Annotated in this window: 23 protein-coding genes, 2 tRNA genes and 1 other annotated feature; of the genes, 14 read left to right on the forward strand and 11 right to left on the reverse strand. The window is 41.1% G+C overall.

All coding sequences use genetic code 11. The features are described 5' to 3' along the window. Window positions 1-28: 28 nt before the first annotated feature. From N4627_RS08995 to asnS, 8 genes are all read left to right on the forward strand, one after another. The gene (locus N4627_RS08995) at window positions 29-709 is read left to right on the forward strand and encodes an SDR family oxidoreductase (protein ID WP_260964780.1); all 681 of its coding nucleotides are present in this window, start codon (window positions 29-31) and stop codon (window positions 707-709) included. Window positions 710-824: 115 nt separating this feature from the next. Next, the gene (locus N4627_RS09000; RefSeq protein WP_260964781.1) at window positions 825-1,445 is read left to right on the forward strand and encodes a sugar O-acetyltransferase; all 621 of its coding nucleotides are present in this window, start codon (window positions 825-827) and stop codon (window positions 1,443-1,445) included. 97 nt (window positions 1,446-1,542) lie between these two features. After that, window positions 1,543-2,724 (forward strand): acetyl-CoA C-acetyltransferase, encoded by a 1,182-nt coding sequence (locus tag N4627_RS09005; protein ID WP_098044963.1) that lies wholly within the window; start codon window positions 1,543-1,545, stop codon window positions 2,722-2,724. A 147-nt stretch (window positions 2,725-2,871) separates the two neighbouring features. Further along, entirely contained in the window at window positions 2,872-4,308 is a 1,437-nt protein-coding gene (locus N4627_RS09010; RefSeq protein WP_191336901.1) for a PTS transporter subunit IIC, read from the forward strand. Window positions 4,309-4,314: 6 nt separating this feature from the next. Beyond that, window positions 4,315-4,809: a DUF1440 domain-containing protein gene (locus tag N4627_RS09015; RefSeq protein WP_260964782.1), complete on the forward strand. Its 495-nt coding sequence runs from the start codon at window positions 4,315-4,317 to the stop codon at window positions 4,807-4,809. A 213-nt stretch (window positions 4,810-5,022) separates the two neighbouring features. Then, entirely contained in the window at window positions 5,023-5,469 is a 447-nt protein-coding gene (locus N4627_RS09020) for an LPXTG cell wall anchor domain-containing protein (protein ID WP_260964783.1), read from the forward strand. 150 nt (window positions 5,470-5,619) lie between these two features. Then, window positions 5,620-5,875: a binding site (T-box leader), on the forward strand. Between the two features lie 64 nt (window positions 5,876-5,939). Then, window positions 5,940-6,950: an aspartate--ammonia ligase gene (asnA, locus tag N4627_RS09025; protein WP_003716353.1), complete on the forward strand. Its 1,011-nt coding sequence runs from the start codon at window positions 5,940-5,942 to the stop codon at window positions 6,948-6,950. Between the two features lie 29 nt (window positions 6,951-6,979). Then, on the forward strand, window positions 6,980-8,278 hold the full coding sequence (gene asnS / locus N4627_RS09030; RefSeq protein ID WP_003716352.1) for an asparagine--tRNA ligase: 1,299 nt from the start codon (window positions 6,980-6,982) through the stop codon (window positions 8,276-8,278). Window positions 8,279-8,627: 349 nt separating this feature from the next. On the opposite strand, the gene N4627_RS09035 is transcribed toward asnS, so the two are convergent. Next, window positions 8,628-9,329, reverse strand: coding sequence for an EAL domain-containing protein (locus N4627_RS09035; RefSeq protein ID WP_003716351.1), 702 nt, complete (start codon window positions 9,327-9,329; stop codon window positions 8,628-8,630). Between the two features lie 25 nt (window positions 9,330-9,354). Then, complete coding sequence (locus N4627_RS09040) at window positions 9,355-10,497, reverse strand: GGDEF domain-containing protein (RefSeq protein WP_224758350.1); 1,143 nt, start codon at window positions 10,495-10,497, stop codon at window positions 9,355-9,357. A 24-nt stretch (window positions 10,498-10,521) separates the two neighbouring features. Between N4627_RS09040 and N4627_RS09045 the strand changes: the two genes are divergently transcribed. The 3 genes from N4627_RS09045 to N4627_RS09055 all read left to right on the forward strand — a co-directional run bounded on the left by N4627_RS09045 (window position 10,522) and on the right by N4627_RS09055 (window position 13,805). Next, a complete protein-coding gene (locus N4627_RS09045) occupies window positions 10,522-11,844 on the forward strand; it encodes a glycosyltransferase family 2 protein (RefSeq protein WP_003716348.1) in 1,323 nt (440 codons plus the stop codon). Continuing rightward, complete coding sequence (locus N4627_RS09050) at window positions 11,837-12,631, forward strand: EAL domain-containing protein (RefSeq protein ID WP_260964784.1); 795 nt, start codon at window positions 11,837-11,839, stop codon at window positions 12,629-12,631. Before N4627_RS09045 ends, N4627_RS09050 begins: the two co-directional genes overlap by 8 nt. A gap of 307 nt (window positions 12,632-12,938) precedes the next feature. Then, on the forward strand, window positions 12,939-13,805 hold the full coding sequence (locus tag N4627_RS09055; protein ID WP_260964785.1) for an NAD(P)H-binding protein: 867 nt from the start codon (window positions 12,939-12,941) through the stop codon (window positions 13,803-13,805). A gap of 48 nt (window positions 13,806-13,853) precedes the next feature. Here N4627_RS09055 and rbsK read toward each other — a convergent pair whose 3' ends face one another. From rbsK to N4627_RS09070, 3 genes are all read right to left on the reverse strand, one after another. Next, window positions 13,854-14,774: a ribokinase gene (gene rbsK, locus N4627_RS09060; RefSeq protein ID WP_003716344.1), complete on the reverse strand. Its 921-nt coding sequence runs from the start codon at window positions 14,772-14,774 to the stop codon at window positions 13,854-13,856. A gap of 100 nt (window positions 14,775-14,874) precedes the next feature. Continuing rightward, window positions 14,875-15,795, reverse strand: coding sequence for an L-lactate dehydrogenase (locus tag N4627_RS09065; RefSeq protein WP_260964786.1), 921 nt, complete (start codon window positions 15,793-15,795; stop codon window positions 14,875-14,877). Window positions 15,796-15,918: 123 nt separating this feature from the next. Next, window positions 15,919-16,767 (reverse strand): DUF3737 family protein, encoded by an 849-nt coding sequence (locus N4627_RS09070; RefSeq protein ID WP_040530621.1) that lies wholly within the window; start codon window positions 16,765-16,767, stop codon window positions 15,919-15,921. 266 nt (window positions 16,768-17,033) lie between these two features. Between N4627_RS09070 and N4627_RS09075 the strand changes: the two genes are divergently transcribed. Both N4627_RS09075 and N4627_RS09080 read left to right on the forward strand, forming a co-directional pair. After that, the gene (locus N4627_RS09075) at window positions 17,034-18,194 is read left to right on the forward strand and encodes a MalY/PatB family protein (RefSeq protein ID WP_003716341.1); all 1,161 of its coding nucleotides are present in this window, start codon (window positions 17,034-17,036) and stop codon (window positions 18,192-18,194) included. A gap of 55 nt (window positions 18,195-18,249) precedes the next feature. Continuing rightward, window positions 18,250-19,272, forward strand: a complete 1,023-nt coding sequence (locus tag N4627_RS09080) for a cation diffusion facilitator family transporter (protein WP_003716340.1) — start codon at window positions 18,250-18,252, stop codon at window positions 19,270-19,272. Between the two features lie 259 nt (window positions 19,273-19,531). On the opposite strand, the gene ltrA is transcribed toward N4627_RS09080, so the two are convergent. From ltrA to N4627_RS09100, 4 genes are all read right to left on the reverse strand, one after another. Further along, window positions 19,532-20,914 carry a group II intron reverse transcriptase/maturase gene (gene ltrA, locus N4627_RS09085; RefSeq protein WP_260964787.1) on the reverse strand — a complete coding sequence of 461 codons (1,383 nt, stop codon included), beginning with the start codon at window positions 20,912-20,914 and terminating at the stop codon, window positions 19,532-19,534. A gap of 513 nt (window positions 20,915-21,427) precedes the next feature. After that, on the reverse strand, window positions 21,428-21,670 hold the full coding sequence (locus N4627_RS09090) for an LPXTG cell wall anchor domain-containing protein (protein WP_098044954.1): 243 nt from the start codon (window positions 21,668-21,670) through the stop codon (window positions 21,428-21,430). Between the two features lie 86 nt (window positions 21,671-21,756). After that, window positions 21,757-21,828: transfer RNA gene (locus tag N4627_RS09095), tRNA-Gln, on the reverse strand. A gap of 6 nt (window positions 21,829-21,834) precedes the next feature. After that, window positions 21,835-21,906, reverse strand: a tRNA-Glu gene (locus tag N4627_RS09100). A 178-nt stretch (window positions 21,907-22,084) separates the two neighbouring features. On the opposite strand from N4627_RS09100, the gene N4627_RS09105 reads away from it, so the two are divergent. Next, window positions 22,085-22,642: a PepSY domain-containing protein gene (locus N4627_RS09105; RefSeq protein ID WP_124031866.1), complete on the forward strand. Its 558-nt coding sequence runs from the start codon at window positions 22,085-22,087 to the stop codon at window positions 22,640-22,642. Window positions 22,643-22,911: 269 nt separating this feature from the next. Here the strand turns inward: N4627_RS09105 and tpx are convergent, their stop codons facing one another. Next, window positions 22,912-23,406, reverse strand: a complete 495-nt coding sequence (gene tpx, locus N4627_RS09110; protein ID WP_003716337.1) for a thiol peroxidase — start codon at window positions 23,404-23,406, stop codon at window positions 22,912-22,914. 69 nt (window positions 23,407-23,475) lie between these two features. Then, window positions 23,476-24,837, reverse strand: coding sequence for a branched-chain amino acid transport system II carrier protein (brnQ, locus tag N4627_RS09115; RefSeq protein WP_260964788.1), 1,362 nt, complete (start codon window positions 24,835-24,837; stop codon window positions 23,476-23,478). Window positions 24,838-25,016: the final 179 nt, after the last annotated feature.

Here is a 25,016-nt window from a genome sequence, read left to right on the forward strand (position 1 = left end):
GGATAGTAATACCAAAGGAGGAATTACCATGAGTAAAGTATTTGTTGCTGGTGGTTCAGGCCGGGTTGCCACTGAACTAATTAAGGATCTTATTAAAGATGGTAATGAAGTAGTTGCTGGTTCTCGTAATCCAGAAAAGATCGTTAAACTTGACGGTATCTCTGCAGTCAAGCTTGATCTTCATGCAGAAGTTAACGAAATTGCTAAGGTTATGGATGGGTGTGACGTAGTTTACTTTGTTGCTGGCTCCAGAGGAAAAGATCTCCTTCAGACGGACGCATTTGGTGCCGTTAAAACAATGATGGCTGCGGAACGCGACGGAATTGAACGTTACATCATGTTAAGTTCAATGTACGCACTCCAGCCGCAAATGTGGTCTAAGTACAAAGCTCTGGCTGCGATTACCGACTATAATATTGCTAAGTTCTTTGCAGATAATTACCTGATCCATAACACTAAGCTAGCTTACACAATCGTCCAACCTGCATCCCTCACTGACGAGCCGGGAACTGGTATGGTAACCCTCGGTGAAGGTGATGACACTACTAACCCCATTCCTGATGTTGCCAAGGTTCTTACTGATACTCTCAAATACAAGGACACTATCGGTCACATTATCATGATGCGCTCGGGGAAGACTCCAATTGAGGATGCCTTGAGTAATATTGATGATCCTGTTGCTTACAACAACGCTGGCTTGGCTGATTAAACTTCTAAAAACCGTTTTAATACAACAATTATTAGCTAAACTGATAATTGTTGTATTCTGTTATAATGTATTCGCTTACATAAAAATTTGAATAACAAATACATTATTGGAGTTGATGAAGATAGATAACCGTAAGCTGATTCATTCTGGGGACATCTATTCACCAGAAGATCCTGCAATCCTTGCTGAACAAACCCAAGCAATGCTGCCAATGTATGAATATAACCAGACTCTTCCTACTGAGGGGAAGAAACGACAGACATTACTCAAAAAAATGTTTGCGAAAGTTGGCAAAGATTGTTATATCGAACCGCCATTTCATGCAAATTGGGGTGGTCACCACATTAAACTTGGTAACCATGTCTACGCAAATTTCAACCTTACAATTGCTGATGATACCTATGTAACCATTGGCGATAATACAATGATTGGGCCAAACGTCACTATGTCGTCTGCCGCTCACCCAATCCTTCCTGAACTACGAAAACAGGGTTACCAATATAACCTCCCCATCAAAATCGGCAACAATTGCTGGTTGGGGGCTGGAATTATTATTCTCCCCGGTGTTACCATTGGCGACAACTCTGTCATTGGTGCTGGCGCTGTCGTCACCCGTGATATTCCGGCAAATGTTGTTGCAATGGGCGTTCCAGCTAAAGTTTCTCGGCAAATTTCTGAACACGATCGGAAATTTTATTACCGTGATCGGAAAATTAATCCCCAACTTTTAAAATAAGATTAATGATTCACAAAGTCCGGGTCAAATACTTGCGGCTCCTCTTTTTTCTCGCTAAACTAGTACAGTAATTTTATTTTGTGGGGAGAAATAATTGATGGAAAAAGTTTACATTGTTGCAGCTCAACGGACACCAATCGGTAAGTTTGGTGGGGCCCTTTCATCAAAGTCAGCAATTGATTTAGGGGCAACTGTAATTAAAGATGCGGTGCACAAAGCTAGCATTTCTGCCAAGCAGGTTGATCAAGTCTTAATGGGGAATGTTCTCCAAGCTGGTGCTGGACAAAATCCTGCCCGTCAAGCTGCCATCGCTGCTGGGTTGGATCAAGCAACTCCAGCAATTACAATCAATGATGTCTGTGGTTCGGGACTATCCAGCATTATTCTTGGTGTCTCACTGATTCAGTCTGAACAGGCCCAGGTGATTGTTGCTGGTGGAATGGAAAGCATGTCTCGTGCCCCATACGTTCTTTTAAATGCCCGTCATGGTTATAAATTCGGGAATGGTGAGCTGGTAGATACCATGCAGAACGATGCTCTCCAAGATGCCTGGGGTGGCTACGCAATGGGTATTACCGCTGAAAATGTTAACGAACGCTATCATATTGCTCGTTACCAACAAGACGAATTTGCTCTTCACAGTCACCAAAAGGCTGTCCAAGCACAGCAAGACCATGCTTTTGACGCTGAAATCACCCCAGTCAACGTCACTATCCACCACCAAGATACCGCAATTGATACTGACGAAGCACCCCGAGCCAACACTTCTCTGGCCGCTCTCCAGGGATTGAAACCAGCTTTCAAAAAGGATGGTTCAGTTACGGCAGGAAATGCTTCTGGATTAAATGATGGTGCTGCTGCAGTCATTCTTGTTAGTGAATCAGCAGTTAAGAAGTATCACCTGACCCCACTGGCAGAATGGCAGACTTCCGCTACTATTGGCCTTGATCCTGCAGTAATGGGACTTGGCCCATATTACGCCATCAATAAGTTATTTGCTCAAACCGGCCTTGATAAAGATGCCGTTGATCTTTTTGAGTTAAATGAAGCCTTTGCCGGACAATCAATTGCCTGCGAGCAACTACTAAAACTAGATGATCATAAGGTTAATCCTCGTGGTGGTGCAATCGCCCTTGGCCATCCGGTCGGCTGTTCAGGAGCCCGAATTGTTGTTACCCTTGTCCACGAAATGCAGGATCTGCAAAAGCAAACTGGGATTTCCTCCCTCTGCGTTGGTGGCGGAATGGGGATCGCTGCTTTACTCAAGCTACCTAATTAACAAGCGTTTTACCTAACCCTTCCCACCTTTCGTTGTACAATAAAATAAATGGTTACTAGGTAAGCTTATTTTGTAATTATTAGGCTTACCTAGTAATTACTTTTGTTATTATTTCATGACAAATAGAAATAGAAAGAGGATGAAGTTTTGCTTTCATCTGTAAGTCAATTTTTCAATGCTTTTGGCGCTACCGTTGTGGTACCAATCATGATTTTCATCATCGCCCTTTTTCTTCGGGTTAAACTAAAGACTGCGGCAATGTCTGCCTTGTATGCTGGAGTTGGGCTAACGGGGTTCTCCTGGATTATTGGTGAGTTTACTCCAGTTGTCACTAAAATCATCCACCAAATGGTCAACAATGTCGGCATCAAGCTTCCAGTGGTCGATATTGGCTGGCAAGCAGGTTCCCTGGCGAGTTTTAACTCCTCAGTTGGTCTTGCTTTCTTTGTCTTCGGCCTTATTGCAGAATTTATTCTCTTCGCGGTTGGAGTCACGAAGGTCTTTATGCCCTCTAACTTATGGAATAACTTTGGCTTTATGATTTGGGGAACACTTGCCTATTACGCTACCCATAATTTTTGGTTAGCAATGGGATTATCATTTTTCATGCTTCTCTATACTCTTGAGTTAGCTGAAGTCCAAGCAGATCGTTGGTCATCTTACTACCAGATTAAGAATACAACGGTTTGTGCTGCCCAAAATATTGTCCAAACAGTTCCTGCAATTTTATTGGATCCGCTCTGGAATATACTGGGCTTCAATAAAGTTCATTTAACTCCCAAAACATTTCAACAGAAGTTTGGTGTCTTTGGTCAGCCAACTACTCTTGGAGCAATCCTCGGTCTGCTAATTGGAATCCTTGGCAACCTTAATCGGCTCACTAGTTACCATGCTTGGGGCCAGATCTTCCAGTTTGCCGTTCAATTAGCAGCTGTAATGACCATTTTTCCGTTAGTTACTGACGTCTTTGCTAAAGCGTTTAAGCCTCTAGCTAATAGCATTGATCAACAACGGAAAACCGCGGCTAATACTCAACACATTACCGATCCCCTCAACGACCGTAAGCGCTGGTTTCTTGCGGTAGATGACGGCGTTGGGTATGGCGAATCAGCAACGATTATTTCAGGAATTATTTTAATTCCAATTATGGTCGTAATTGCCTTTATTCTGCCGGGCAATCGTACTTTACCAGTTGTTGATCTAATTGCCCTGCCCTTTATGGTCGAGTCTATCGTTGCGATCACTAACGGGAACATTCTCAAAGTCATCGCCAACGGAATAGTCTGGTTCAGTATCGGCCTATACTGCTCTAGCTGGCTAGCTTCAATTTATACTGGAGCCATTTCTCACTACGGAGCCGCTATTCCTGCCGGGATTATTCTTGTAACAAGTTTTAATTTGATGGCCCGGCCACTTAATGCGGTCGTGTTTGCTGCTTTTGTTTCGCAAGACCCGCTTTGGATCGGTTTATGTATTTTGGTTTACCTACTGTTGCTATTCTGCCTTCGTCGCTATCGATCCCAAATTTGGCACTACCTCAAACGAATGGCAGATAAAAATACTATTAATCCATCAAAGGAGTAACCTAAAATGTCAAAATTTAATTTAAAAAACACTTTAATTGCTGGAACTGCTGCTGGGGTAATCTCTGGGCTTGTTAAACTCGGCTGGGAAAATATTCTCCCACCAAGAACCCCAGAACGGGACAAGGTTAATCCACCCCAAACTCTGCTTCAACAACTCGGGGTTCCCGCTAAACTTACTCAAGCTACTTATACATACTCTGGGCAACAACTTCCTTGGGTATCATACCTAGTTCACTTTGGCTTCTCGATTTCCTTTGCGACTGCCTATGCTGCTCTACTAGAAAAGAAGGTTAAATTATTAACCCTTGGTGAAGGAATTCCATTTGGGATCGCTGTTTGGGTTGCCTTCCACTTAGTAATTATGCCCGCAATGAAGACTGTTCCTGATGCTAAAGATCAGCCTTTTGAAGAACACCTTTCCGAAGGTCTTGGTCACGCAATTTGGATGTGGACTAACCACGAAATTGCTGATGAAGTTTTAAGGCAGTTAAAAAAATAATATCACCCACGCTGATCATCATTTTAACTGAAAAAACTTTGATACTTTTTCAGTTAAAACAGTGAAAATAATAAAATCTTCTTTACGCTATTGCGACTAATTGACTAAGAGAGCTAGTCTAAAAATAGCTTATGGCAAATTTTATTATTGGGGGATTTAATAATGTAAAATCTGAAAAAATTAGCTATTTCTGGTACTACTCTTGTTGCTGCAATGACTATGGGGGTTGCTACGATTAGCTCCACTGCACACGCTGAATCATACCAAAACTTGGAAAACTACTGGAAAGCTACTTATCCAGATAGTAAGGTTGATTTTGTCACTGCTGCCAAGCAAGGCAACGGTGATGCCTGGCGGTTAACTACTCAACTAGATGGTTACAAGGCAAACAACAATGTCCAGCAAAGTAATAGTCAATCTGTTACTAATAATAATTCACAAGTACAGGCACAAAGTTCAGTTGCTACTAACAATACCGCAAGTTCAACCACTGCTAATACGCAACAACCAACCTATGTTGCAACTAAGTCAAACAGTGGGATGAAGACTTTACCACAAACAGGTAATAACAACGGTGAAGCAGTAGCTGCTTCTGGCCTTGGACTAGCTTCTGTTGCTTCAATGTTTGGCTTTGGTTTATTAAAGCATCGGTTTAACTAATTAACTGAATATTTTTCTAAATTTTGAAAGTATCCTGAAAGAGGCAAGGAAAAAACAAAATGTTTTTTCCTTGCCTCTTGTCTTTTTCAAAAAATTTTTAAAAAGTGGTTGCAATTTCTAAAAATTCAGTTAGAATACAATTAAAGATTTACAAAAGCGATGAGAAAGACGAGTAAATAATTTTCAGTCTCACAGTGAGTCGGTGATAGTGGGAGACCGATAGCACCTGGATTATTGAAAAACACTTTTTCCATGCTACTAACCCAAATAACCTCGTTTAAAGTAGGCTTAGTCGTCACCGGTACGTTATCTCGCCGGGAGAGTATTCTTGTACTCGATAAGATGGTCTAATAATATTTTAGACAATTTGGGTGGTACCGCGGAACAAAAGCCTTTCGTCCCTTAGGTGTTGGGGATGAAGGGCTTTTTTATTTATCCTCGATTCTAAGCATATTAAGGAGTTGCTAATTATGAGTTTAATTATTCCAAAGGATTACGATCCAAAATTGTCTATTCGTGATACAGAGGCTGCCATCCGGTTCATTCGTGAAAACTTCCAGGATGAATTTGGTCAAGAACTACACTTACAACGGATGTCGGCACCAATGTTTGTTGATAAGAGCACCGGATTGAACGATAACCTTAACGGGATTGAAAAGCCAGTTTCCTTCGATATGAAGGGAATGCCAGGTGAAACAATTGAAGTCGTTCATTCTCTTGCTAAGTGGAAACGATTAGCATTAAAGAAGTACGGTTTCGGTCTTCACGAAGGTCTCTACACCAACATGAACGCCATCCGGAAAGATGAAGACTTAGATAACTTCCACTCCATTTATGTTGACCAATGGGACTGGGAAAAGATCATCACTAAGGAAGAACGGACTGAACAAACCTTGAAGGCAACCGTTCGCCAAATCTTCAAGGTTATTAAGCGGATTGAAAAAGAATTATGGTACCTTTATCCTGATGCTGTTTACCAATTGCCAGATGATATTCATTTTGTTACTACCCAAGAGCTTGAAGACCGGTGGCCAGACCTCACCCCAATGGAACGGGAAGATAAAATCGCCAAGGAAATGGGCGCTGTCTTCGTTATGAAGATTGGGGACAAGTTGAAGCGTTCTGGTAAGCCTCACGATGGCCGGGCACCCGACTACGATGACTGGAGTCTTAACGGTGACATTATTTTCTGGTACAAGCCTCTCCAAAAGAAGCTTGAAATTTCTAGCATGGGAATTCGGGTTAGTCCAGAATCAATGAAGTACCAACTCGAACAAGCTGGTGCTACCGACCGGGAAAAATTACCATTCCATAAGATGTTGCTCAATGGCGAATTACCATATACAATTGGTGGAGGAATTGGTCAATCTCGGCTCTGCATGCTCTTGCTTGGTAAGGCTCATGTGGGTGAAGTTCAAGCAAGTATCTGGCCAAAAGAGATGCTTAAAAAGTGTGAGGCTGCACACATTCAAATTCTATAAAAAATAATTGATTAAGGGAGAGTATTAAAGTGGAAACAATTACAATTAGTCAAGCTCCTCAACACGTTGGGGAAACTGTCAAGATTGGTGTTTGGTTAACTGATAAGCGGTCTAGTGGGAAGATCGCCTTCTTACAGTTACGTGACGGAACCGGCTTCTTCCAAGGGATTATCCGGAAAAATGATATTGATGAAGCTAAGTTTGATTCTGCCAAGCATGATCTTCACCAAGAAACCAGTTTTTGGGTAACTGGTGAAATCGCTGAAGATAAGCGGTCAAAGTTCGGTTACGAAATCCACATCAAGGACTTTGAAATCGTTAGTGAAAGCGAAGATTACCCAATCGGTAACAAGGAACACGGGATTGAATTCTTACTTGATCACCGTCACTTATGGCTCCGTTCTCGTAAGCCATGGGCATTGATGCGGATCCGGAGCCGGGTTAAGCTTGCCACAATGGAATTCTTTGACAAGCACGGCTTTACTCAATTCGATGCTCCAATCTTAACTTCATCAGCTCCTGAAGGAACTACTGAATTGTTTGATGTTAAGTACTTTGATACTGATGCCTACCTATCACAATCAGGTCAGTTGTATGGTGAAGCTGGAGCAATGGCCCTTGGCAAGATCTACACAATGGGACCAACTTTCCGAGCTGAAAAATCAAAGACCCGTCGTCACATGACAGAATTCTGGATGATCGAACCAGAAATGGCTTGGATGCACCAAGATGAAAGTCTTAAGATCCAAGAACAATACGTTGCTTACCTTGTTCAAGACTTGATCGACCACTGTACACAAGAATTAGAAATGGTTGGTCGTTCGGTTGAAAGTTTGAAGCCATTTACCGAATTACCTTACCCACGAATCACTTACAAGAAGGCAATCGAAATGCTTCAAGAAGGTGGCTTCGATTCTAAGTACGGCGATGACTTTGGTTCACCTGAAGAAACATACTTAGCTGACCAATTTAACAAGCCGGTCTTCATTATGAACTACCCACGGGCAATTAAGGCCTTCTATATGCCAACTGATCCCGAAGATGACCGTCAAGTTATCTGTGCTGACTTACTTGCACCAGAAGGATACGGTGAAATTATTGGTGGTTCAGAACGTTCATACGACTATGAATACATCACTAACAAGCTTGAAGAAAACGGCTTAAGCAAGGAAGATTACGGTTGGTACGACGACTTGCGGAAGTTTGGTTCAGTTCCTCACTCCGGATTCGGAATGGGTCTTGAACGGTTCCTCTCCTGGATCACTCTCCAAGAGCACATCCGGGAAAACATTCCGTTCCCACGGATGATTAATCGGTTGCGTCCATAATAATTAGAGTGCCTTCGTCCCAAAGAGTTTCCGGAAAGCTAGTAATTTCTCCTGACGAAGGCGACTTGCGCCTAGGAAGGAGGTTGCTAGCTCTAGGAAACTCGGGCGAAGCACGTTTCAGTTAGAGTGTGAGCCGTGACGAATTAGCAACTGAGCACTAGGAAATCCCGGACGATGATTGTTTACAATCAAGGACGGGATAGCTAGGCGGAAGTTGCGGTCACAGCGAACACGTTTGGTCTATGCTGCAGTAGAAATAGTTTTAGAGCATAAACCTTGATATAAAGTTAAAAGACCCAAATTACGGTGAATAACCATAATTCGGGCCTTTTTGTTTTTTCGGATTACATTAAATTTCTGCTGAACCCTTACTCCAGTAAAAGCCTTGCTGGAGAATAGTTGGGTTACCTGCGAAAGTTTCTGCTAGTTGGCGATCGGCAATCCCTTCAATCACAAAATCAAGGTGATGGTGAGTGGCAAAAGTTAACCAAGCGTTAACAAAATTCCGTGTTGTTTCATGATCTTCATTTTTGAAAACTAATAGTGATAATTTAATTCGTTGAATTGCCGACAATTGGCGAACAATGAAAGCATAGCTGTTACTTCCAGCACAAACATCATCAATTGCTAATTCAAACCCCATCCTCTTTAACCGGAGAATCTCTTCATCAAGGTAATCAAGACTGTGGATTGTCTCTCGCCTTTCCGTAATCTCAATTGCTACTTGAGAGCCGTATTGCTCATGAATCTCCTCAAGGAATTGCCAAACACTATCGAACTCCATTTGGCATGGTTCTAAATTAATATAAATTTTTCGTTGGGGATGAGCGGTCAAAGCATCGGCAAGGGACTTCTTACTAATGGAGATCCACTGCTCGTTCCCTTCTGGGGTGGTAAGGCTATTTAAAAATTCCATCCCCGGAAATGCCCCTGATGAGTCCCGCATTAACATTTCGTGCGTGTTAACTTTAGCGTTCATCTCGTGGTCAACTTGAAAAATCGGCTGAAAGATATTATGTAATTTCTCACTGCTAATTATAATTTTTATCACTCATTCATTTTACTTTTTTGTCTTATCAATTTACTGCGACATTCTCTTCTGGCGTACTATGGTGGTCGATCACGATCCAGCCACGCCCATTATTCTTTACACTATACAACATTTTATCTGCTCGCTTCAAGGTCAGATCAAGCAATTCACCATTCAAATGATTAGTTAAACTGCAAGAAAAATTGATCGTAATTTTCACTCCTTCTTTAGTGACAATTGGCTGCTCACTAAATTGTTTTTCAATTGTTTGAAGGAGAGCGTAAACTTCCTCAATCGAATGGTTTGAGACAACAATTGTAAATTCTTCGCCACCAAAGCGGTAAACATATCCCTGATCAGGGAATGCCTCATGAATCTTTTTACGAAATACCGTTGAAAAGTAATTAAGAACCTCATTCCCCACAAAATGACCGTATGTATCATTAATTCGCTTAAAATGGTCAATATCCAGTCCACCAATCACAATACTGTGGATGTCGCGATCCTCGGTTAATGCACTAATTCCCTGACTAAGAGCCCGATAATTAAGTAATCCGGTAAGATCATCCCGCTCGCTTTCCCTCTGCAGAAGTTTGATCTTTTCCTCATTTCTAATCTCACTTTCATACCGGCGACTTTCAAAAAATAAAATGATCATAAGGCCTAGTGTCGCTGCAGCAACAGTAACAACGGTAAAATTGTTCTCAATTCCTAATGAGATGATTCCAACCAAACTTAAACTTAAGATTGCCAAGGGATAGCGAATTCGAATTGAAATCCCCTTCCATTGCACTAACACTCCGCAAACTAGCAGAAAAATTGCTGATTCGCCAAGCCAAATCCACCAGGTACTTATTGATTCAATTCCCAAAAGAACTTCAACCGCATTTGCAAATATAGGTGTAATCGCTAAGAGTCCCCACCAAAGCTTATTTTTACTATTACGAAAGACCATTGTGACTGAAACAACCTGCATAAAGGCAACTTCATTAATATTAAGTAGGGACAGCTGTAATAAGCAGAACTCCTGAATAAAATACGTAATCGTAATTGCCGCAACTAACCCGCAATTGGCTAGTTTATTTCCTTGAAACGATTCCCAATACCGTTCAAAGTAAATTTGACTAATAATCATACAGATAACAATTATTGGCAAATAAATAACTGCACTAAAAAGTTGGATCGCCAATACAAATATGGAGGCCGACAACTAATGGTTTCTAATATTTTTGACGCTGCTTTGAATACAGCGACACCTTGGGAAAGCTTTCTCTTTGTTGTTACCCTAATTCTTTGTCTCTACCCAATTTTGGGGGCAATGTTCTGGTTTTTTGGTGCGGTATCATACATGCTTTTTCGTCATCGTGAAGAACTTCTTCCTGATGTGGAATTAGAAAGTGAACCATTCATTACGATCATGATTCCGGCCCACAATGAAGAAGTTGTCATCAAGAGCACCCTTGAATATCTCTTAACCAAGCTCCATTACCATAACTATGAAGTCTTAGTAATGGATGATGGAAGTACTGATCGCACCCCAGAGATATTACACCAAATGCAAAAGTCATTTCCCCGGCTTCGGGTAATTAGGATCGAAGAAAATCAAGGAAAAGCCCATGCCTTTAATATTGGGATCTTTTTTGCTAAGGGGGAATATATTCTTAGCAATGATGCTGATACGATTCCAGAACCAGATGCACTAATTAAGTATATGCAATACTTTACTAGTCCAAATGGCGTTAACTATGCTGCAATTACGGCTAATATGGATGTTTATAACCGATCAACGCTGTGGGGAAAGTCACAAACCGTTGAATTTTCTAGTATTGTTGGAATTATCAAACGCAGCCAAACTGCCGTAAATAACACAATGTATGCTTATAGCGGAGCGAATACAATGTATCGACGAAACTTTTTAATTAATGTCGGTGGTTTTCGCCAGGACCGGGCAACAGAAGATATCAGCATTGCCTGGGATCATACCTTCATGAATGTTGTTCCCAAGTTTGCACCTGACATCGTCTTTCACATGAACGTTCCGGAATCATTCCATGATCTTTACCGTCAACGAACTCGGTGGGCCCAAGGTGGAACCGAGGTCTGGTTAACCAATTTTACCAAGATCATCACTCATCCTTGGCGCTTTCGCTTTGTTATTCCAATGTTAGTTGACACGACCCTTTCAATCGTCTGGTCATTTTTCTTTTGGATTACAAGCTTAATTTTTGTTAGTTTAATGACGTCATTTTTCCTTACAGGTAATTATGAGCGGGTCTGGCACGGAATTGTAATGAGCATGATCTTTGTTAGTTTCCAGTTAATCGCTGGCCTTTTCCAAGTTTTAGCCGCGTTAATTCTTGATTTTAACGGGACCAAACTACGCTACTTTGCTTTCTCGCCCCTTTACCTCCTCTTTACATGGCTCGTCAATCCCTTAACAATCGTTACCACCTTTGTTAAAGCAGTTAAGACGGTATTGGGCCACGGAAGCGGTAAATGGGTTAGTCCAAAACGAAAGGTTAGTTCTGATGAATGATTTAAAAACATTTTTCTGGTGGATCTTTATCACTTTTACCCTCAGTTGCTGTTTACTTTGCATTGAAGCACGGATCCGTTACAGAAATAAAAAGGGAATCGATCAGGATCAAGAATTTTCAAATAAATACAAATACTTTGGCCAACCGATTTATAATCACCATAAAAGGATTCAGGGTTATGAATTGCTTCTCCGTGAATTTGATTCACAAACACAGTGTTGGCAACTACCATCCGATGTGAATAACTTTCCATTAAGTAAAATTGTTCACACCGTTAAAAAAATTGATCCCGAAATTATTGCCAATATTAAGCTTCTTTCTCTGAATATGACTGTTAGTCAAATATCTGATTTCCGTGCAACTTACTTTTTCAAATGGATCCTCGGGGTAATCAATCACCAGCAATTACTAATTGAAATTGACGCTACCGATCTTTGTCAATCTAATTTTGTTCAACGCCATAAAGTGTTAAAGGTATTAAAGCAAATCGACCATTCTCTTATCAAAATAACGATCGAAAACGTTGATTCTTCTAAGAAAACCTACCGGATTATTAAACCCTATCTTCCATATACTGATTTTCTTAAATTCGATATCCAATCGTTTAAGAAATCGCCTTCCCACTGGATTGACATTACTCTCGCTCAATGGCAGCGATTCGCCAGCAAAGAAGGAACCGTCCCAATCGTAGGTAAAGTCGAAAATGCTGATCACGTTGCTTTAGCCGACCAGCTTAATATCAACCTACGTCAGGGATATGCTTATGGTGAGCCGAAAAGAATTTAAATATTATAGAGGGTGGGAAAAAACGTTAAGTTTTTTCCCACCCTCTATATATACTTATTAATCTCCGAACTTAGAGAGTCTAATCGCGGGAATCCAAATAGGCTCACTTCGTATCGTAACTGAGGGACTTGAGCCTAACGCAGCGGAGTAAGCCTATTCGGCTACGAACGACTCTGATGATTTCATCATCATTCATCATTCTAGGTTAGTCAACCGTCCCTCCGAGAAAGTTAATTCCCAACTTTCTTATTTTATTTGATTTTCGTAACTTTAAAAGTTACAATCGTTTCTAGAAAGGATGATTATCATGAAGTATTTAATTACCGGTGCTACTGGTCATCTCGGTCGTCTTGTTGTCCAAGAACTTAGTAAGCAAGTCCCTATCAACAATATTCGCTTAGGTGTCCACACTCCCGCCAAAGCTACTGGTTTCAAAAAGGCTGGATATGAACTTGCAACAATCGACTATCAGAACACTGCAACAATGAACCAAGCATTTCAGAACATTGATGTTTTAATCTATATCCCTAGTCTTACTTACAAGGTTCAAGCACGAATTAATGAATTTGAAAACACCCTTACGGCGGTAAAAGAATCTGGCGTATCAACGATTATAGATGTTAGTTTCATTGCCGACCAAGCGAACAACCCATTTCAGATGGCCGGTTACTATGCCTACCTTCCAGCCCGCTTAGCTAGTACCGGACTCCATTATGCGGTTATCAAGAATTCTCTCTATGCTGATCCACTAATTCCCTATCTTCCTGAACTCATCAAACGTCAGAATATTATTTACCCAATTGGTGATCAAGCAATGAGCTTTATCAGTCGTCAAGATAGCGCTGAAGCAATTGCAAATGTTGCTGTAAAACCGTATCTCTATAATCATGGACAAAATTACCTTTTAACAATGAAACAAAATTACAATATGGTTGAACTGAGTCAGATTATGACTACCGTAACTGGTAACATAATTGGTTACAACCCAGTATCAATTAGCGAATTTGCCGATATTTACAGGTCTGAAGGCAATGGTGATGAACTAGCTTCCATGTATAAAGCAGCCGCAATGGGATTAATGAATGATGTTACTAATGATTTTCAACATATTACGGGACATGATCCCCAAAATATGAAAGACTTTTTAATAAGTAATTATCAACCGACTCATTAAAAAAACAAAGTCTATGGGACCTCAACTTCCCCTTAGACTTTGTTTTTGTTATCCCAATGCTTTCTCAACTTCCTCAGCAAGCGGAATCGATGGCATTGCGCCCATCCCCTGTACAGCTAAACTGGAAGCTCGTTGGGCGTATGTTATTGCCGACTCAAAATTTCCCAGGTTAGGGCTTAACTGTGAGCTAAGTGCACCGATAAACGTATCACCCGCTGCTGTGGTATCAACTGGATTTACTTTAAATGCCGGAACTAATCCATGGTGACCATCTGCCGTTACGTAAAAAACGCCTTGCTCGCCTAAGGTAATAATTGTGTTTTTTATCCCATGCGCCTTAAAGAACTTTGCATTCTGAAGCATTGATGGTTCATCATTAACCGAAATTCCCGTTAATAAGGAACTTTCAGTTTCATTCGGGATAATAATGTCAGTATACTCCAGCAATTCCGGAAGCAATTCTGTTGCGGGAGCCGGATTAAGAATTGTTATTACATTTTGCTGCCTGGCTAGCTTGAAAGCAGCTAGCGTAACTTCCTGTGGCGTTTCTAGTTGGGCAACGATAAAGTCTGTACCAGCTAATTCCTGCTCTAAATCGTTAAGCTGAGCTACAGACATTGCCTGATTGGCGCCCCCATAAACCATAATATCGTTCTGACCATTTTCATCGACCGTGATTACCGCACTGCCAGTTCCGTTATCCGGATCAACAGCAATCCTACTCGTGTCCACATTATTCTCTGCTAATGTTTTAACCATTTCTTGGCCATCATTATCAGCACCAACCGCACCAACGAATGAAACCTTCGCTCCAGAACGAGCTGCTGCAACAGCCTGATTAGCTCCTTTACCACCCGGTGCATAGCTCTTCTGCTTTACCGCAATTGTTTCTCCCGGTTGCGGAAACCGCGTTACTTGATAGATTGAATCAACGTTAATACTACCGAGGATCATTACCCGATTTACCATTCTCGTCACTTCTTCCCTAATTCTAATTACTCTTATTATACGAAAAAAACTTCTTGAGAATTACCATATTTCCCAAGGAGTTTTTCACTTATCTTAAGCTCTACTTACTTTCATTATACTTTTGCTTAATGAAATTAGCAGAGTTCTGTAATTTTTGTAGTTCTTCTTCGGTCAAGTCCAATTGACTTTGTTCAAGAATTCCTTGACGACCGACAATTGCAGGGTATGAAAGGTAAACGCCATATTCTTCACGGAAATTTGATACGGGTAACTCAGTCCGTGCGTCACTTAAAATAACATTAACTAACCGCACGGCTGCCGTAGCAACCCCGTAGCTGGTATACTTCTTTCCCTTGAATACATACCAGCCACCAAGCTTAGATTCCTTATCTAGTTCCGGTAAATCAATATTCCGTTCTGCCGCAAGCTTAGTAATTGGCTGATCAAGAACACGAACCGTTGACCAAGCAGTAAATTGTGAGTTCCCGTGTTCACCAAGGTTGTATCCACTAACAGAGCGCGGATCGACATTAAACTTATCCGCAACAACCCGCTTCATTCGGGCAGAATCAAGCAATGTTCCTGTTCCGATTACTTGATTCTTTGGCAATCCCGTTAGTTGTTGATATAAGGACGTAATCACATCAACTGGGTTGGAGATTACAACGAGCTTTCCAGAAAAGCCGCTTGCCTTAATCTTGGGAGCAACATCCTTAACCGCATCCCGCGTAAATGGTAATTCGACAAACCGGTCAGCTTGTGGCTGATCTTGAAGCTTGATATTCCCTACTGCTGAAACGATTACTTCAGCATCCTTTAATGCCGAATAATCATTAACCACAATATTGGTGCGGTACGGCAAGTTAGGCATTGCGTCCTTCAAATCAAGAGCATCGGCATTCACCTTATCTTCATTGGAATCAATTAATACCAGGTCATCAGCAAACCCGTTAGCAACAATGTAGTGGGCAACTGTTGAACCAACGTGACCCATTCCAATAACGGCAACTTTTCGTGACATTCGGAAAACTCCCTTCACTTATTAAAATAAGATTAAAATTAACTTATATTAATGATACCATCTTTAATAATTCAGATCATTTAAAAACTGAACCACTTCAACTGCGCTTGCTTTTTCTCCACACTAACCTTGATCATTTTGAATAATTTTAATCTTGCTTTGATCGATCTTCGGATCATCCATAATAATTTCATCGACGTGATCAACTTTAATTTGACCGCTGATCGGATTTTTGATGCTCATAATCGATCCCTTAATTTCTGCATCAATATTGCTACATAATTCAAAGGCAAGATCCGTTCGAAGCGTCCGACAATTCTTCATTGTCAAATGGTCAACATAACATAATCCTTGATCACTCTCAATCGTACAGTTAATGAAGGTAATGTTCTTGGTATTCCAAGCGAGATACTCACCGCTAATCTTCGAATCATAAATGGTAACATTTTCGCAATTCCAAAAGGCATCCTTTGAAACTAGCCGTGAGTTATGAACCTCAACGTTTTTTGCCCCATCAAAAACATAGTTACCCACTAGATCAAGGTGATCAACATAAATGTTCTCACTGTTCATCCCCAGGTAGTCCCCGTTAGCATATACATCATGCATCTTAATATTTTTACAGCTCCACATTGTCTCTTCAGCGTCAGAGAAGTGAACGTTATCGAGGGTAATACCGTCACACCGCCGGAATTCCTTTGGGGCTTGAATGGTGCTGTTAGTAATTTCAATATCATTGGTATACCAAATTCCTGAACGCGACATTTCTTCAAAAATCGTGTCCGTTACCGTAATCTGATCAGAGTACCAGAGTGGATACTTCCAAGTGAACAGAACACCATCTAATGCTAAATTAGCTGTTTCCTTTAGTGGTGATTCACCCTTACCAAATGTAGTATTGATTAATTTGGTGTCGTGAATCCCGTAGAGTGGTCGTTCGCCATCATAATAGTCATCTTTAATTTCTTGCATGTTAGTTATTCCCCTTTGCGCTCCTCTTATTATCAAGATACCCACTAATTAAGAATAATCCTATAATATTAATTAGTACAATTAATATCCTTATTTTAAAGTAACACTAACTAATTAAAAGTAAGAATACCTATCCCTAATTACGTCATATTCGGTTCTTGAATAACTGATTGTCGAAAAGCATTATCTGGGGCGTCAATATAAATTGATGTACAATCAGGTATGAATGAATTTTAGTTTAAGAATAAATAAAGGAATGATTAACTATGAAGTACGATTTTGACACGATTCTTGATCGCCAGCATACCAATTCAGAAAAATGGGATGTTAAACCCGGCGAATTGCCAATGACAACTGCTGATATGGACTTTAAAACGGCTCCTGAAATCATGCAGGCAATGAAGGATAAAATTAATGCCGGTGCTTTCGGCTATGAGTACCCTAGCCAAGAATACTTTGATGCCGTCGCTCACTGGTATAAGATTGAGCACAACGCAGAAGCACAGACTTCCTGGATGCGCTTCGCTACGGGAGTAATTCCTTCAATTACCGCTAGCGTTAACCACTTAAGCCATACCGGTGATAACGTTCTTCTGATGGAACCAGTCTATAATACCTTCTACAACTCAATCCTGAACAGTGGTCGCCACGCCCTAGCAAGCCAATTAAAGTACGATCGTTCTACCTACACCTATTCCGTTGACTGGGATGATCTCGAAGAAAAGATGAGCAACCCGTTAACGACTCTGATGATTCTCTGCAATCCGCACAACCCAACCGGCTATGTTTGGTCTCGTGATGAACTAATGCGGATTATTAAATTAGCACAAAAGTATGGTGTAATTGTTATTAGCGATGAAATTCACGGTGACTTAGTTTTAAAGGGTCCCGATTATACACCAACTTTTTCTCTTCCCGAAGAATACCGCCAAAACCTAGTTACCCTAGTTTCAACAAGTAAAACATTTAACGTTGCTGCCCTTCATGCCGCAACGGGAATTGTTGCCAACCCAATTCTGCGTGAACACTTTACCCGGGCAATTAACAAGTATGAAGTTGCTGAACCGAACCTTCTTGCCATTCCTGGTACCATTGCTGCCTATACTCAAGGTGCCGACTGGCTTCACCAACTCAAGAAATACTTACTGGATAATCGAGAATACTTAGAACAATTTATCAGCGATAATTTACCTCAGCTTCATGTTGTTCCTGGTACAGCTACCTACCTTGTCTGGATTGATGTTAGTGAAGTCACCAAGGATAGCAATGCCCTTGCACAAAAGATCCGTCAAGAAACCGGGTTAATTATTAATCCAGGAACTTACTACCATGGTAACGGTAATGAGTTTATCCGGATCAACATTGCTTACCCGCTTGCCCAAATCAAGGACGGGTTAACCCGGTTAGCTAAAGCAATTAAAAACTAACTTCTTGAATTAGCGTTATGATAGAAGTTAATCGTACTTTAGGGAGTATCTAAGTTTGAGTAAGCTAAAAAAGCATATTAACCGTGAAATGAATCTTTGGGAACATAATCAAGCAAACGAGTTAGCAAAGATTCGTGCATCACAGCGTCACCTGGTCTACAACTTAATTGCCTACGTTTCAATTTCAATTATTGAATATTGGCTAGCCGAAATTAGTAAGTCGCAAACTTTACGGGCCGATGCATTTAATAACTTGTCTGGAATTATCTCAACATTTCTCTTGATGATGGGACTCCATATTGCGCAAGACATTGACGATGATGATATTGCTGGTGTGGAAATGCCGGACGAAAATGAAAATATCCTTGGCGGCGATCAACGGATGCAGTTTATTCGGTGGCGATATGAAACCGTCTTTTCCTTAGTGACCGCTGTTATCATGGTCGTGATTGCATTTGACGTTATTCTTGACGGAATCAAGGCACTGCTAAATCCCGCTAGCCGAGTGGTTCCCCAACCAGTCGCCATTATCGGTGCTGGAATTGCATCAGTAATTATGCTTATTGTTTGGTACATGAACCGCAAAGCAGGCCAACAACTACAAAACGCTGCCCTTCTAGCTTCGGCTCAGGATAGCCTTGCCGATGCCTTTACTAGTATTGGAACCATGGTTGCGATCGCTGGGGCACTCCTCTTTGACCTGGCATGGCTTGATGGGGTTACCAGTATCATCGTTGGTTTCTTTATCCTCTATTCTGGATTAAAAATCTTCTTCCAGACTAGCCTAAACCTGGTCGATTACTTTGATCCAAAAGCCGAGCGGGAATATAAGCAGGCAATTTTGAAGGTCAAAAAGGTGAAAAACGTCGCCGAACTTAAAGCTCACTATAACGGAAATGTTGTTTCCCTCGATGCTACTGTTTTGGTTGATGCTAAAATGACTATTTTGGAAAGTTATCAGCTTTCTGAAAAGATTGAACGGACCCTGCGGAAGAAATTTGGAATCGTTGATACTGATATTTCCTTCATCCCAGATCCCGGAACTTTTTCTGATAAGGACGTTAAAGGACACTTTTAATTTATGATGTTTCATATGAAACAAAAGGGAAGCTGGGAATCAAGCTTCTTAAGAGTCCGTATGGCTAGTCGAGAACGGAGGTTGGTTCGATTAGAACTGTTCTTCGTTCGTAACTAGACACTAGGACTCTGCTTGATTCGCGCGATTAGACTCAGTAAATTTAAAAATTATCGTAATCAAGTAGGAGATAATTGATTAGTTCAATTATCGACCTCTCACACCACCGTACGTACGGTTCCGTATACGGCGGTTCGACAACTTAATCACATTGAATTGACTGGAGCGTCTTGGACATATTCATAAGTCCAAGTTGTTCCAGTTTTCTATTAGTTAGAGAATAGCTTAAGGTCTTACTATGTGCAGTTCGCCAGTAGCCCTTGCGGGTACTAGCGAAGACATATGCATCACGCTGGGACAGCCCCAACTTCTGTAAGTTAGTTATCTTAGTTTTAAACTTTTTCCATTGCTTCCAGATATACTGCCTTATTCGAACCCTCAACCACTTGTCGAGGCGTTGAATAAAGTTAGTTAGTTTCCCAATTGAGTAGTACTGAAGCCACCCACGCATTTTTCGATGAATTTCTTCAAACATTCTTGTCAGAGATATTCCACGATTACGTTTAGTTAATACCTTCAGCGCTTTCTTTACTCGTTGTTGCGATTGTTTAGCTGGACGGGCGTAGGCCCCATTGTGGTCTACACCCAACGAAAAGCCAAGAAACTTCAACCGTAGAGGGCTACCGACTTTGGTTTTATCTGGGTTCACTTTAACTTTCAGGCGCTTTTCTAGAAACTGGGTAATGCTTCGCATTACTCGTTCTCCGGCTCGTTGACTTTTAACATAGATGTTACAATCATCCGCATAGCGCACAAAGTGATGACCACGTCTAGTCAACTCTTTGTCCAACTCATTTAGATAGATGTTCGCCAGTAGTGGTGACAATGGCCCTCCTTGTGGGGTTCCTTTTTCACTCTTAGCGAAGAGCCCATGGTCTAAGACTCCGCTAGTTAGAAACTTACGAATAAGTCTTAGTGTCCATGGGTCATCAATATATTGTTGGAGATACTTAATCATTAAGTCATGATTAACGTTATCAAAATAGGCTTTTAGGTCTAAGTCGACAACTCTTCGATAGCCTTGATTATAAAGATCTACTACTTTTGCAATAGCGTCATGGGCCCCACGGTGGGGACGGAAGCCAAAACTATTATCAGAGAAAACACGCTCAAAGATAGGCGTAAGAATTTGGGCCACAGCTTGTTGAACCATTCGGTCCACCACTGTTGGTATTCCGAGTTTTCTTACTCCACCATTAGGCTTCGGAATTTCTACCCGTTTGACTGGTGCTGGTTTATACTTGCCCTCACGCAAACTAGCGATCAATTCCGTCTTATTTTCTCTGAGATATGGCAGAAGGTCATTGACTGTCATATCGTCAATGCCTGCTGCCCCTTTATTTCTCTTAACTCGCAAATAAGCCTGATTAAGGTTATTGCGGTCCAAGACTAAGTCTTGGATAGTGACACTCATACCTTTACCTTCACCATAATCGGTACTACGCGCCCTTGTGTACTTTCGGTTTTCCAAACCTATCCTCGACAAGCGGTCAGCTTGTTGTTCTGTTTTCTGCGATTGTCGCACCTGATTACACCTCCGATATAAGTTACAAGTTATTGTCGTTCAGTCCTTCATCTGATTACTCAGACTACTATGACCTCGGCTGACTTCTGGCTTACTCAACGCTACATCACTGCACCGCCTGTTTCTGTGGAAATTAAACTTATTCCTCTTGTCGGAAACGTGTAGGCCAGATCTCCCCGGGTAAGGATATTAACTTTCGTACCATGTCACCGGTAGCTTTACTGAAAGTAACTTCGAGTAGTGTTGGACTTTAACTTGTCATGCAGTCTTATCCAGTTAGTTCCAGCCTTATAGCTACTTCTTGTTCATCGGTGCAGTACTTTGCCTTAGACTTCCTTCAGATTCCACCTCGCAGTGGACACCCTTGTCCTCAGCTCATGGTTCCGACTACTACGGCCCATAGCGGACTCTCACCGCCTAGCTAATACCCATGCCGGGCGCACATAGTTAGAGGAGGAGAAAAAACGTTTAGTTTTTTCTCCTCCTCTTCATTTTTTCTCACCTATAATTTTTTTAGAAACTATCTCGTTTCCCTTTGAATCCTAGCAAGCTAAACAATGCTCCAAGGACAGCAAGACCAATCAAACCTGCATGACGTTGATTACCAGTCTGTGGTAATTGACTTTGCGTTGTTGAATTGTTAGTTGGCGCTACCTTATCCTGACTCTGTGTTGGCCAGCTTGTCTTATTAACTAATGATTGACTATTATCCCTCCTAATAATAACCAATGTACACATCCAAGTTGATTCTAACATAATTAATATAATTATTATCTAACTTCGTCTTTAAACCAAAAAAGACACCTGCTAAATCATAACGACTTAACAGGTGTCTTGCTGTATTGGGCTAGCTGGATTCGAACCAGCGCATGACGGTACCAAAAACCGTTGCCTTACCGCTTGGCTATAGCCCAATAAAGTGACCCGTGCGGGATTTGAACCCACGATACCAGCGTGAAAGGCTGGTGTCTTAACCACTTGACTAACGGGTCATACTATAACACAGCACAAATAATAATATCAAGTCTTTCTCTAAATTACAAGCATCTTTTTAAATTTATTTGCTTTTTGACTAACTTATGAAATAAGCAAGAATTATCACACAATAATCTTCATTTTTATGAGGTATGCTTAGGTTAATAGAAAGTTGCATTTAACTAGGAGGTTATTATGAAAAAACAATCATTCAAGAAGCAACTCACTCATTTGTTAGCAGTTACTGTCTTAACCACCAGTTCTCTAAGTGGCATCACTCTGGCTACAAGCCCAGCCGTCTCTGCCGCTACCGTTTCAACCAGTAAAATTAAACTTAACGAAAAGGACGCTGTAAAAAAGTTCCACAAGCAGTTTAAGAACGTTAAGATTGATGAAATTCAATTAGAAACTAAGGGAAACAAGTTCGTTTACGAAATTTCTGGTGCGGATAATCAAAAAGAATATTCAGCTGATATTGACGCAAAGTCTGGTAAGGTTACCAATACCAAGTCAGAGGCGTTAGAAAACGGTGAGCAAAAGACTAACCTTGATTTAGATAAGGCCATTAGTCGGAAGCAAGCCAACAAGATTGCTGAAAAGGCCGCTAAAAAAGGACAGGGGCAATCCTGGACTCTTGAAAACGACAATGGCACCCCAGTATGGGACGTTGAAGTCGTAAACGGTCAAAAGTCAACTGAAGTTAAGGTTAACGCCCAAAACAAGAAAGTAATTAGCGTCGAAGCTGATGACTAAAAATTTGCTTAAAGGATGAAGAAGCTGGGAATTAACCCATTTAAGAGCCTGGTGGGCTAACCTAGAACGATGAATGATGATGAAATTATCAGAGTCGTTCGTAGCCGAATAGGCTTGCTTCGCTGCGTTAGACTCGAAGGCTCGGGTTACGAAACGAAGTGAGCCTATATGGATTCCCGCAATTAGACTCAGTAAATTTGAAAATTACTGGTAATAGTAAGAACCTGGGAAAAACATTTTGTTTTTTCCCAGGCTCTTTTGCGTATTTTTTACAATAACTTCCTCAATTCAGTTAATGCTTGATCATAGTCGGGTTCATCAGTCAATTCTTTGACGATTTGACGGTATGCTACTTTGCCGTCCTTATCCAGGATCCAAACAGAACGAGCTAGGACGCCTTCATCTGGAATTAGCAGCTTGGATTCATAACCAAAGGATTCCTCCCTGTCAGATACCAACTGCATATTTTGAACTCCTTCAGCCGCACACCACTTTTGTTGTTCTTCAATGGTGTTAGTCGAGATCGTTAAAAAGTTAACGTCCGGGAATTGATCCATCGTTGAATTGAACTTCTTTGTCTGAATACTACATACCGGAGTATCGATGTTAGGAACAACACTTAATAGTGTTACCTTCCCGAGTAATTGCCGAGTCTTGATCTTGTCGTGATTCTTATCAAAAACCTTAAAGTGTGGAAACTCATCGCCAACTTCTGGCGGATTACCAACTAGTTGTCGCGGTTTACCATTAATTGTGATTTCCATTGTTTATCTACTCCTTACTTCTTTTAGTTGAACCTAGTATAACTAAATTCGGCTAAAGATTCATTTATTTTAGCTCTCTAATTTCCCCTGTTGCTTCCGGACCAAACGAATTCCAATCCCAATGATAAATCCAGCAACAGCAAACGGGATCCACGAAAAGCCCAGTGAAAATAACGGAAAATACTGGTGAGCAAATGAAATCATTGCTTGAGCGAATGATGTTTTTTGCAATCCCACTGGTAAATTATTTACCAAATCAAAAACAGCTGGAATAAAAGTTAACCCTGTTGTAACTCGGTAAACAATCGGATCAGTCTTAAATAGCGGTGATGTTATTCCCAAAATCGTTAACGTAATTGCCAAAGGATAGAGGAATACCAATACCGGAGCAGACCAGGCAATAATCTTATCTAGTCCTAAATTAGCTACTAGAAACGAGAAAAGACAATTAAACAGCAAGAACTTCTTGTATGAAACTCGCGGAAATAACCGGTGAAGGTCCTCTGAAAAGGCAGCGGCGAGTCCCATTGCCGTTGTTAGACACGTTACGGAGGTCAAGGTCGCCAATAGCGCATCCCCCACAAAGCCCATATAATAATGAGCAATCTGCGCAAGCGTCGTACCCCCATTATCCGCAACCTTAAACTGGTGAAGACTAGTTGCCCCCAGCCAAATTAGACAAATATAAATTACGGCAATTCCCATAATTCCAATTGTCCCGCTCTTGGCCGTGGTCCATGAAATCTTCTTTGTATCTTCAATCCCTAGCTCCTTAATTGCACTAATTATTGCAACCCCAAATGCAAGGCATCCCAAAATATCCATTGTATTATATCCCTGGAGAAAGCCACTTGAGAATGCATGAATCGAATATTCTGCCGTAACTGGTGTCGTTCGGGTTCTTCCCGTCGGACTGATAAAGGCAAGGAAGAAAATAATAAACAAAAGAACCAAGAAAACCGGATTAAGAATTTTCCCAATCAAATCCGTAATTTTGGCCTCAGTAACGGTCAAGCCAAAAACGATTACGAAAAAGATCCCCGTATAAATCAATAACCCAACCACATTACCACTTGCAGAAATGTGGGGAGCAAAACCAATTGTATACGGAACAGTAGCAGTCCGGGGCATCGCAAATAGCGGCCCTAGAGTCGCCTGAACCAGAATGAGAAAGATTAATGCATAGTAGTGCCCATTAGGTCGTGCCAGGTCATAGATATCGTTAGAGCGGGTAATACTAATTGCTAGTAATGCCATTAATGGTAACAGGACACCTGAAATTAGGAAGCCACTACTCGCACCTAACCAATGAGCACCCGCTAATTGACCTAAATGGACTGGAAATATTAAGTTTCCCGCACCAAATAAAACGCCAAAAATTAGGGATGCAATTACAATTATTTGTCGCCCCGTGATCTTCGTTTCCGTCATTTTTTATTTCCCCCAAAATGAATCACTCTTACTCTTAATCGTTAACGATTGAAAAAAGCGTCCTTTAAGCATTACTGCTTAAAGGACGCCAGAGCGTGTTACCACCTTTTATTTACAATTATTATCACTAATAATGTCTCATTCCGTACATAAATACGCTGACGCTGTAACGGGCGCTC

It is taken from the genome of Limosilactobacillus vaginalis (genome assembly GCF_025311515.1).
Taxonomy (GTDB): Bacteria; Bacillota; Bacilli; order Lactobacillales; family Lactobacillaceae; genus Limosilactobacillus; species Limosilactobacillus vaginalis.

Bases quoted from the DNA above. Each gene is read 5' to 3' on its own strand.
- N4627_RS09005 (WP_098044963.1), top strand. From the start codon at position 1,543: ATGGAAAAAGTTTACATTGTTGCAGCTCAACGGACACCAATCGGTAAG.
- N4627_RS09015 (WP_260964782.1), top strand. From the start codon at position 4,315: ATGTCAAAATTTAATTTAAAAAACACTTTAATTGCTGGAACTGCTGCT.
- rbsK (WP_003716344.1), bottom strand. From the start codon at position 14,774: ATGGTAAATCGGGTAATGATCCTCGGTAGTATTAACGTTGATTCAATC.
- tpx (WP_003716337.1), bottom strand. From the start codon at position 23,406: ATGGAAATCACAATTAATGGTAAACCGCGACAACTAGTTGGTAATCCG.
- N4627_RS09050 (WP_260964784.1), top strand. From the start codon at position 11,837: ATGAATGATTTAAAAACATTTTTCTGGTGGATCTTTATCACTTTTACC.
- N4627_RS09045 (WP_003716348.1), top strand. From the start codon at position 10,522: ATGGTTTCTAATATTTTTGACGCTGCTTTGAATACAGCGACACCTTGG.
- N4627_RS09000 (WP_260964781.1), top strand. From the start codon at position 825: ATGAAGATAGATAACCGTAAGCTGATTCATTCTGGGGACATCTATTCA.
- N4627_RS09020 (WP_260964783.1), top strand. From the start codon at position 5,023: ATGACTATGGGGGTTGCTACGATTAGCTCCACTGCACACGCTGAATCA.
- N4627_RS09070 (WP_040530621.1), bottom strand. From the start codon at position 16,767: ATGCAAGAAATTAAAGATGACTATTATGATGGCGAACGACCACTCTAC.
- N4627_RS09105 (WP_124031866.1), top strand. From the start codon at position 22,085: ATGAAAAAACAATCATTCAAGAAGCAACTCACTCATTTGTTAGCAGTT.
- brnQ (WP_260964788.1), bottom strand. From the start codon at position 24,837: ATGACGGAAACGAAGATCACGGGGCGACAAATAATTGTAATTGCATCC.
- N4627_RS09055 (WP_260964785.1), top strand. From the start codon at position 12,939: ATGAAGTATTTAATTACCGGTGCTACTGGTCATCTCGGTCGTCTTGTT.
- N4627_RS09065 (WP_260964786.1), bottom strand. From the start codon at position 15,795: ATGTCACGAAAAGTTGCCGTTATTGGAATGGGTCACGTTGGTTCAACA.
- N4627_RS08995 (WP_260964780.1), top strand. From the start codon at position 29: ATGAGTAAAGTATTTGTTGCTGGTGGTTCAGGCCGGGTTGCCACTGAA.
- N4627_RS09090 (WP_098044954.1), bottom strand. From the start codon at position 21,670: ATGTTAGAATCAACTTGGATGTGTACATTGGTTATTATTAGGAGGGAT.
- asnA (WP_003716353.1), top strand. From the start codon at position 5,940: ATGAGTTTAATTATTCCAAAGGATTACGATCCAAAATTGTCTATTCGT.
- N4627_RS09075 (WP_003716341.1), top strand. From the start codon at position 17,034: ATGAAGTACGATTTTGACACGATTCTTGATCGCCAGCATACCAATTCA.